Below are 9,714 nucleotides of genomic sequence, written 5' to 3'. Positions count from 1 at the left end.
AGTCACATCTACCCTCACCCCCACCTCCACCGAGACGCCCACGCCAACGGATACCCCCCCGGCTTCTGCGTACCGGTATCTCCTGCGCGGCACGCCGGTGGTTCTTTCGGGGCAGGTCATTCACCCGGATGAAGGCTGTAAACTGTGGGTGGCGGGGCAGGCTTTTGATATGAAAGGCTCCCCGGTGGTTGGGATCACCGTACAGCTGGGAGGGTACCTGGATAAACCCGTCTACCTGCTCAGCCTTACGGGCACTGCCCTGCAGTACGGGCAGGGAGGCTACGAATTCACCCTGGCCGAACAGGCCGTGGATTCGAAAGGGAGCGTCTGGGTGCAGTTGCTGGATCAGGAAGGTTTGCCGCTCTCGCCGCGGGTGACGTTTGATACTTTTGCCGATTGTGAGAAAAACCTGATCCTGGTCAATTTTAAACAGGTGCGTTGAGCCAGATGTAAAGAAAAGCCCCGCGGCTTCGGGAATGCCGCGGGGCAATGAGACCGGCGTCCGTGAGGAACAACCGGCAGGTTGAATGAACCGGTTACCCCGGATATGGGGTGCGGTTAGAACCGAACGGGCGAATTCCATCCATTTTCTGATCCTGCATCTCAGCTTTCAGATCTCAGGTTGATCAGGCTGATGGCGCCAAACAAGACCATCATCAAAATGACCACCAGGTAAATGATCCACATACCCACCTCCTCCGGAAAACAACCCCGCTAAACCAGAGCGACTTCGATGAATGCGCCGGCGTGCGCTTTCATCATCTATGAGTATTAACGTCAAAATCTCAGGAAAGTTTCAACGAGTTTACAGAAATGTAAACTGGCCCTGCGCGGCGTGGGGCATTAAAAGAAGGTAAAGACATCTTTCATAAGCACCCCCAAGTGCAAAAATTGATCTTTCTACTCCATTATACCCCGGGCCGGGTTAGAAAATCCTTTCAATTCAGTTACAGGCAGGGGCTTTTCTCGCCGTCAGGGCCGGTTGAGTTGTGATTCACCCGTAGAAATTGGCGCTCGTTTGGAGTATATTGATTCTGGTGAAATTTGAATCGTTTAGAGGTGGTGTATGACCGATCTGGCGACAGTTCTTGATCGTATGACGGCGCCGGGGGAGCTTTATGAAAAGCTGGCCGATGGGGCGGTGCGCTGTTTTGCCTGCGCCCACCGCTGTCTCATCCGGGCGGGGCGGCGGGGAATCTGCCAGGTGCGCTTCAACCGCGACGGCGAGTTGCGCGTGCCCTGGGGATATGTGGCCGCCCTGCAGGTAGACCCTATCGAAAAAAAGCCCTTTTCCCACGTTTTGCCCGGGAGCGATGCGCTTACCTTCGGGATGCTGGGGTGTGATTTCCACTGTTCGTACTGTCAGAACTGGCTCACTTCGCAGGCCCTGCGCGATCCGGCTGCCGAGCAGAGCCTGGCGTACGTTCGGCCGGTGAGCGCCGGGCAGCTGGTTCAATATGCCCTGCAACAGCGGTGTTCGGCGGTGGTTTCGTCGTACAACGAGCCGCTGATCACCTCCGAATGGGCGGTGGAAATCTTCAAGCAGGCCCGAGAACACGGGTTGCTCTGCGCTTACGTTTCCAATGGGAATGCCACCCCTGAAGTGCTGCAGTACCTGCGACCCTATCTGAGCGCCTATAAGGTGGATCTGAAGAGCATGCAGGATCAGAATTACCGCAAACTCGGGGGAGTGCTCCAGCACGTGCTGGACACCATCCGCACGGCCCATGAGCTGGGACTGTGGGTTGAAGTGGTGACGCTCATTGTGCCGGGCTTCAATGACAGTCCCGAGGAACTGTGGGAGGCGGCGCGGTTCCTCGTCTCGGTCTCGCCAGATATTCCCTGGCACGTCACAGCCTACCACCCCGATTATAAAATGGATGCTCCACCCACCAGTGTCACGAGCCTGCTTCGCGCGGCTGAAATCGGCCAGGAAGCCGGGCTGCAGTACGTCTATGCGGGGAACCTCCCCGGACGGGTGGGCACTTACGAAGACACCCGCTGCCCGCGCTGTCATACCCTGCTGATTGAGCGGCGTGGGTACATCGTTCGCGGCTATCATCTTACCCCTGAGGGCAAATGCCCCACCTGCGGGCAAACCATCCCCGGCATCTGGCCCAAAGACCCGGCCTCGGTGCGCCTGACCGGCCCGGGATACCCGCGCTGGATTGAGGTGTGACTCGGCGCTCCCCGACGCCGAGTCGAAAGTTTGCCCTGCTCTATGGGTAGGGGTAAGCCGTCTCGTCGGGGGTTGCCTCAGGCGGCTGGTAGCCTGAAGGGGTGGGGGTGGGGGTGAGGAAGATTTCGCCCCCGCCCGGTGTGGGAGTGAAGATGGGCTGAAGCGGCAGGGGCGCCGGGGGAGTTGCGGTGGGAAGGGGTTCTCCAATTTGCAGCCAGGGGGTGGGCGTGGGAGTCGCTTTGAAAACCCGGCTGATATCTTCCACATAGCCGATGGCACCCTGGCAGGCAGGCTCAAGGTGCGCGGTGACATTGGCCCAGGTGAGCGCTTCGTTTCTGGCAAGCGCCTGTTGAATGGCGCTGGAGAGGCACCCCGGCCCGGCGTTGTAGTTCACCAGGGTAAAGCGCCAGAGGTCTTCATAACTGCTGGACAGGCCCGGCTCCAGCCCGGTGAGGTTGCGCAGGATGCGCCCGGTCTGTTCGCAGTTGGCCAGCAGGCTTTCGGCAAAGATGCGCACGCTGTACTGGGCCTGAGAAATATCGATGCCGGTGGGGCAATCCGGGCAGGCGGCGTTGACTTTCTTCACCAGTGCGCCGCGCAACATGGCCTGTTCCGGAGCGTCCAGGTTGCCCCAGCCCAGGTCGCAGTAAGCCTGGTTGAGTACCAGCGGGCAGAACTGGGCAAAGAAGCTGGGGTTCCACAGCAGAACGGTATCTGCACCCTGTTCGGTGAGCTGTCCCAGACCGGCTTCTTTGTAGCTGGAGAAAATGCCCGGCCAGATCTGGCTCTCGCGGGCAAAGACGTTCTTCAACAGACGCGCCGGAACCCCCGTATCCTGCGAAACCTGGAGGATATCCTGATCGAAGCGATTTTGCCATTCCACCAGGTATGGGCGCGCCGCTTCGACGCCGCAGGCCGAGGCCACATGAGGTGCCGCCAGGCCGCCATCCAGGCAACCGGTGGGCTGAACCACCCCGTTCTGGATTAATGCCCCGGCCAGGTAATAATAACCGGTATCGGTGGCAAGGTCTTCAGGGGTGACGGTTTTGGAAAGCCATGCGGGGGGGCCTTCGAGAGGCGGAAAAGACTGCCAGGTGTAAGCACAGCTGGCAATTTCACCGCCTACCCATTGAGAACTGAGCACGTCCACGAACCATGCGCCGGTGTCGCTGGAGCCCCCGTCGGGGTTCATAAAGTCACCCCAGGGCACCAGCCGCACGCGGGCGGTGTATTGCTGGCTGGAATCGCCAAAGCTGGAATCGGCCCAGAACGTTACCGTTACCCCTTCCATGGGAGTGGGTTGCAGGGGCAGGCGGCATTCGGCTCCCATGCAGGAGAACGGTTCACCGTTGAACGTGCCCTGAATGGAGATGATGGTCTCGTTGGGGAGCGGCTCGATGGCGGTAAAGAGCAAAGAAGGCAGGCGGGTGCATTTGCGTTCTCCGGGGAGGGGGTCACAGCCTTCAATGCTGACCCACACTTCCGGGATCGGCAGTTCCACTTCAATCTGGCGTGAGCCGGGTTCAGAGCCCATTTCAAGAAGGTACAGCCCCGGACAGCGGTTGGCAGGGGTCTCGGCCAGGTTGCAGGGACGGCTCTGCAGCCAGTATTCTGCGGTTTTCTTGCCGCACAGCCCTTCGATCTCGTTATAGGTGGGCTGTCCTTCGTGTTCCACGGCCAGGCGGCAGAAGACTTCATTGTCTTCCCACTCCACCAGCCACCAGAAGGTGCGGGTAAAGGTGTAGGTGATGGTCGCCTTTCGCACGGGTGGTTCTTCGGTGGGCGGGGCTTCCTGAGCCAGTACAGGCTCTGGTAAGGTGCCAGCACAAGTCAGCCACCCCCCCAGAATCAGGAAGACAGCCAGCAAGACCCACCGGAGGCTGCGCAGAATCTTCACACCCACTCTTCTCAAACCCGGAACGATCCCGTATCTCAAAGCGTACGGTTTTTATACTATAGCATAAACCGATCTTCTTTGCGGGCTATCTTCGGGTTATTTTTATCGCTTTCATCGTATAATCCCTTTATGAGATTGCGCCGGGGAGACGGGGCCAGCCCGGGACTGGCGGGTTTCTAAAAGTGGATCAATTTCAAAGATGGACATGGATTAAAGATGCAGACCGTTGTTTGCTTTGGAGATAGCATTACTCGCGGCCAGGTGAGCGCCAGCTATGTGGAAGTGCTGGCCGACCGCCCCAACTTACAGCATTACCGCTTCATTAACCGGGGGGTCAACAGTGACCTTACCATCAACCTTTTACGCCGTATGAAGCGGGTGGCCGCGTTACAGCCAGATGTCATTACCATTTTGATCGGCACCAACGATATCATCTCCACCATCCGCCCTTTCAGCGCGTTGTTCTTTGCTCTCATCAAAGGGATGACGCACCGCCCTGGCATTCCCGAGTCTACCGCCAATCTGACCCGGCTGGTGGCCTATCTTAAAGAGCACACCCGGGCTGATCTTGCCCTGGCTTCCATCCCCCCACTGGGTGAGGAAATGCGCTCTGCACCGATGGCGCTGGTGCGGGTGTATAATGCCGCCGTCCGGCGCATTTGTGCCACCTATCAGGTGGCTTATCTCCCGGTCTTCGAGCGCATGGCGGCCTATCTGCACGCCAACGGGCGCCGTCCGGCGCGGGTGTACCATGGCTCGGCGTTTATGACCATCGAGTTTGCCCTGCGCTGGCTTTTCACGGCGGAAGATTTTCATAACTTTTCGGCCCGTAAGGGCTTTACCCTGCTTACCGATGCAGTTCACCTTAACCGGGTGGGAGCGCGCCTGGTGGCTGAAGAGATTGAAAAATACCTGCTGGCCCGGGAGCAGGGGGTGCTCCGTCAGGATTCTGTAAGGTGGGTTCCCGTAACGGCGGGGGAGAAACAGGGTTATAATGAGTAACTTCCCACAAACGTGGAGCTGAGTGGGAAGGGGAACATTCGTTATTTTCATCACGGCATTCTGATCCGCCCATTCATTTCTCGGTTGACTTGCTCCACTTTCCGGGTATGCTGCAGGCGTTTGGATGAATTGCCGGTACGAAGGACAGCGCATTGAACGCTCAGCATATCTTTTCAACTTTGATCCCTTTTCGTTTTCCCTCTCCCTTAAGGCTTTTCGAACGCATCTGGTATCATCTGGGCAGGCTGATCGTCAGCCTGGCGCGGCGGGTATTCTACCGAACTGATATCCTCTTCCAGGTTCCATTGCCTGCCGGTGCCAAGATTCTGGCGCCCAATCACCCGAGCACAGTTGACCCTTTCCTGCTCACCACGCTGGTTCCAGAGCAGATCAGTACGTTGATCATTGAGACGCTGTTTAAAATTCCGGTGGTGGGAGCCTCGCTGCGCATGTCCGGGCAGATTTGTGTGGAATCTGGCAGGGGCGCAAAGGCGCTGGAGCAGGGCATTCGCTATCTGCAAGAGGGACGCACGGTGGGGATTTTCCCCGAAGGGGTGATCTCGCCGGAGACCGGCGGCCTGGCGCGCGCTCGCACCGGTGCAGTGCGCATGGCCGCCGCCACAGGCGTGCCCGTCTACCCGGTTGGCATTGCTCTTGAGCGCAACCGCTTGCGCTACACCCGCACGATGATCGACGGAAAACCAGAGGTGGGCACCTGGTACTTCAACGGCGCCTACGCCGTGACGGTGGGAGAGCCCATGTTCTTCCATGGAGACCCCGAAGACCGCCAATTTGTCCAGGCGGCGACTGAAGCGCTGGCCGCGCGGATCGAAACGCTCGCCGCGCAAAGCGCCCGGCGGCTGGCCGAATTGCGCCTGGCCGAAAGGCCCACCGTGCTGGAGCTGCTCTACCGCTGGATTCCTTTCTTCTCCACCGACGCGCTGTAAAAAAACATTCGATCTCTGGAAAAAGTAAAGAGGGTGTTCTTGCCGTGGCGAGAACACCCTTTCCATTCTGTTGCCCTTCTCTGATTTCGGAGAATGGCAGGGGAAGAAGGTTCTTAAAGCGTCTTATACAATCAGTGTGGTAAGGAACAGGGGGTGAACCCGTCACAGGATGAAAAATTTGTGGGATAATTTTTACATTCTACATGCTTCGGGGGTGTCTGTGCATTATCAAACGCTATGCATTCTTGGCCTGGGGTATATTGGTTTACCTACGGCCAGTACTTTTGCCACGCACGGCCTGAGGGTCATCGGGGTAGATATCAACCCTCAGGTGGTTGACCTGCTTAAACATGGCGAATTACACATCTACGAACCCGGGTTGCGCACGCTGGTTCAGGCGGCGTTAAAATCGGGTAATTTGCAGGTTCAGGATCATCCCGAACCGGCAGACGCCTTTATTATTTCGGTGCCCACGCCTTTCAAAGAGGAGAAACGCGCCGATCTGAGCTACGTGATTGCCGCCGCTGAGTCCATTGTTCCGGTGCTGCGGCGCAACAACCTGGTGGTTCTGGAATCGACCTCGCCCCCCCGCACCACGATTGACGTGGTGCGGCCTATCCTGGAACGCTCTGGCCTTAAGGCAGGAGAAGATTTCCACCTGGCGTATTCTCCAGAGCGGGTTCTACCGGGGCAAATTTTGCGCGAGTTAATTGAAAATGCGCGTGTTATCGGCGGCATTGACCCGGAATCAGCCCGTGCCGGGCGCGATCTTTATGCCACATTTGTGCGCGGAGAGATTATCCTTACCGATGCCACCACGGCCGAGATGGTCAAATTGATGGAGAACACCTACCGCGATGTCAACATTGCCATTGCCAATGAATTTGCCCGCCTGGCAGAGCGCTTTGGAGTGGACGCCTGGGAAGCCATTGCCCTGGCCAACCGCCATCCGCGGGTGCGTATTCTCAACCCTGGGCCGGGTGTGGGAGGGCACTGTATCTCGGTGGATCCGTGGTTCCTGGTTGAGGCCGCTCCCGATCTGTCACCGCTCATCCGCACGGCCCGTCAGGTGAATGACAGCCAGCCCGGGTACGTCGTCGGGCTGGTGCGGCGCGCTATGGGCACATTGCAGGGCCTGCGTGTGGCCGCCCTGGGCCTCTCGTACAAAGCGGACGTGGACGATCTGCGTGAAAGCCCGGCGATTGAAATCTGCCGCGAGTTGAGCGCCGCAGGGGCCGATGTGCGGGCCTACGAACCCTACAAGCCTGATGCCATGATCCAAGGGGTGAAGACCGCCCCCACGCTGGCATCAATCCTCGACGATGCCGATTGCCTGCTCCTGCTGGTGGGACACACCCCCCTGAAGAACCTCGATCCTGTGGTGGTGGCACAGCTCACCGCGGCGCGTGTGGTGATCGACTGTGTCAACGGGTGGCCGCGGGACGCCTGGGAGGGTAATGGTTTCCATCTCTTCCGCCTCGGCGATGGAAAAAACCACTAAGCCTATGCTCCGTGTTCTTTCTATTTTTGGAACGCGCCCCGAGGCCGTGAAAATGGCACCGGTAGTGCAGGCGCTGGCCGGTACGCCGGGGGTGGAATCGCGAGTATGTGTGACGGCCCAGCATCGTGAGATGCTCGACCAGGTGCTGGAGGTCTTTGCCATCCGGCCAGATTACGACCTCAACCTGATGAAACCCAACCAGAGCCTTGCCCGGCTGACCGCCGACATTCTCATCCACCTGGAACCGGTGCTTCAGACGGTGAAACCGCACTGGGTGCTGGTTCAGGGAGACACCACCACTGTTATGGCCGCCGCCCTGCTGGCTTTCTATAACCGTATCCGCGTGGGGCATGTGGAAGCCGGGCTGCGTACCAATGACCGCTGGCAGCCCTTCCCCGAAGAGATCAACCGGCGCATTGCCGGGGTGGTTGCTGATGTGCATTTCGCCCCGACCGAACACAGCCGGCGCAACCTGCTGGCCGAGCACGTGCCGCCTGAGGCGATCGTGGTGACGGGTAATCCCGCGATTGATGCCTTACGGCAGATCGCGGCGCGTCCGTGCCCGCCAGAGGCCGAGCGTTTGCTGGAGCAGATGGGGGTAGGGCCAGGCGGACGGCAACTGGTGCTGGTCACAGCGCACCGCCGGGAGAATTTTGGCCAGGGGCTGGAAAACATCTGCCTGGCCCTGCGTGACCTGGCCTGTGCCTACCCTGATCGGCTGGCGCTGCTTTATGCCGTACATCGCAACCCGAACGTGCAAGAGCCGGTCTACCGTCTGCTCGGCGAGGTGCCCAACATCTTCCTTACCCCACCGCTCGATTACCTGCCTATGGTGCATTTGCTCCAGCGGGCTTACCTGGTGCTCACCGACTCGGGTGGGATTCAGGAAGAAGCCACCAGCCTGGGTAAACCCACCCTCGTCTTGCGCGAGGTCACCGAGCGCCCCGAAGGGGTGGAAGCCGGGGTGCTCCGCCTGGTGGGTACCGATCGCGAGCGCATCCTGACAGAAGCGCGCCGCTTGCTGGAAGATGAATCCGCCTACCAGAGGATGGCGCAGGCGGCCAATCCTTTCGGAGATGGGCATGCCTCAGAACGCATTGTCCGTGCCCTGCTTGAGCGGTCAGTATGAGTGAGGACTCAATCTGCATCCTGCCGCGCCTGGAGGGCCTGGGAGGACCGGCATCTTTTCGCGCCCGCCTGACGGCTGGCCTGGCGGCGCGCGGAATCCGTGCCCATTCCGATCCCGAAGACCCCACCTGCCGTGCGGTTCTGGTCATTGGCGGCACACGGCGGCTCGACCTGCTTTTACGTGCCCGGCGGCGGGGAGTGCGCATTGTCCAGCGTCTGGATGGAATGAACTGGCTGCACCGCCTGCGCTGGGCGGGGCCGCAGCATTACCTGCGCTCTGAAGCCAACAACGCTCTGCTGGCGTTTATTCGCCGCTGGCTGGCCGACCGCATTGTCTATCAATCGAACTTCACCCGAGACTGGTGGCACACCGTGCGCGGCCCTACCCCTGCTCCGGGTGTGGTCATTTATAACGGGGTAGACTTGCAGGAATATACCCCTGAAGGTGCAGGGGCCGACGAACGCCCCATCGACCGGTGGCGTTTGCTGGTGGTGGAGGGGCACCTCAACCGCGCTCAGATCCTGGCTCTGGAAAATGCCATCGAAGTAGCCCGGGCGCTGGCTCAGGGCGCTGATCGGCCAGTAGAACTGTGGGTGGCCGGGGATATTTCTCCCGCGCTGCGTTCGGCCATGGAACTGCGCGCGCCGGGGCTGGTGCGCTGGCTGGGAGTCATCGATCGGCGCCGTATTCCGTCCCTCGACCGTTCGGCGCACCTGCTCTATTCTGCTGAGATCAATCCCCCCTGCCCCAATGCGGTGATCGAAGCCCTGGCCTGCGGTTTGCCGGTGATTGGCTTTGCCGCGGGGGCTTTGCCTGAGTTGCTGGACGCCGATTCGGGACGGATGACCCCCTGGGGGGGGAACATCTGGAGGCTGCAAAAACCCAACTGCGCCGCCCTGGCCACTGCTGCTCGTTCCGTGCTTGAGAATCAGCCCCGGTTTCGGGCCGGGGCCCGGGCGCGCGCCGAAGCCATGTTTGGGCTGGATCGGATGGTCGAGAAGTACCTCGATGCACTGCTGGGGTAGCCCCGGTTAATTGTGAACGGTATCATAAAGAAAG

8 protein-coding genes are annotated in these 9,714 nt (G+C 59.7%); 7 read left to right on the top strand and 1 reads right to left on the bottom strand.

What is annotated here, in order from left to right; translation table 11 throughout:
- Both ATHL_RS15450 and amrS read left to right on the top strand, forming a co-directional pair.
- The coding region (locus ATHL_RS15450; protein ID WP_162787746.1) for a hypothetical protein at positions 1–442 on the top strand (442 nt) is incomplete at its 5' end.
- A gap of 624 nt (positions 443–1,066) precedes the next feature.
- A complete protein-coding gene (amrS, locus tag ATHL_RS15445) occupies positions 1,067–2,179 on the top strand; it encodes an AmmeMemoRadiSam system radical SAM enzyme (protein WP_062195690.1) in 1,113 nt (370 codons plus the stop codon).
- Positions 2,180–2,219: 40 nt separating this feature from the next.
- On the opposite strand, the gene ATHL_RS15440 is transcribed toward amrS, so the two are convergent.
- On the bottom strand, positions 2,220–4,076 hold the full coding sequence (locus tag ATHL_RS15440; protein WP_062195688.1) for a hypothetical protein: 1,857 nt from the start codon (positions 4,074–4,076) through the stop codon (positions 2,220–2,222).
- A 216-nt stretch (positions 4,077–4,292) separates the two neighbouring features.
- Here ATHL_RS15440 and ATHL_RS15435 point away from each other — a divergent pair, with 216 nt between their 5' ends.
- The 5 genes from ATHL_RS15435 (at position 4,293) to ATHL_RS15415 (ending at position 9,680) form a co-directional block, all read left to right on the top strand.
- Positions 4,293–5,078 (top strand): SGNH/GDSL hydrolase family protein, encoded by a 786-nt coding sequence (locus tag ATHL_RS15435; protein ID WP_062195686.1) that lies wholly within the window; start codon positions 4,293–4,295, stop codon positions 5,076–5,078.
- Between the two features lie 179 nt (positions 5,079–5,257).
- Entirely contained in the window at positions 5,258–6,025 is a 768-nt protein-coding gene (locus tag ATHL_RS15430; RefSeq protein ID WP_162787745.1) for a lysophospholipid acyltransferase family protein, read from the top strand.
- Between the two features lie 169 nt (positions 6,026–6,194).
- Positions 6,195–7,526 carry a nucleotide sugar dehydrogenase gene (locus ATHL_RS15425; RefSeq protein ID WP_236822379.1) on the top strand — a complete coding sequence of 444 codons (1,332 nt, stop codon included), beginning with the start codon at positions 6,195–6,197 and terminating at the stop codon, positions 7,524–7,526.
- Between the two features lie 4 nt (positions 7,527–7,530).
- Positions 7,531–8,655 (top strand): non-hydrolyzing UDP-N-acetylglucosamine 2-epimerase, encoded by a 1,125-nt coding sequence (wecB, locus tag ATHL_RS15420; protein ID WP_062195696.1) that lies wholly within the window; start codon positions 7,531–7,533, stop codon positions 8,653–8,655.
- Positions 8,652–9,680, top strand: coding sequence for a glycosyltransferase family 4 protein (locus tag ATHL_RS15415; protein ID WP_062195682.1), 1,029 nt, complete (start codon positions 8,652–8,654; stop codon positions 9,678–9,680). The genes wecB and ATHL_RS15415 overlap by 4 nt, the downstream gene beginning before the upstream one ends.
- The last annotated feature ends 34 nt before the right edge of the window (positions 9,681–9,714 follow it).

The sequence above is a fragment of the Anaerolinea thermolimosa genome (assembly GCF_001050195.2).
Taxonomy (GTDB): Bacteria; Chloroflexota; Anaerolineae; order Anaerolineales; family Anaerolineaceae; genus Anaerolinea; species Anaerolinea thermolimosa.
This window is presented reverse-complemented; position numbering and strand designations above follow the sequence as displayed.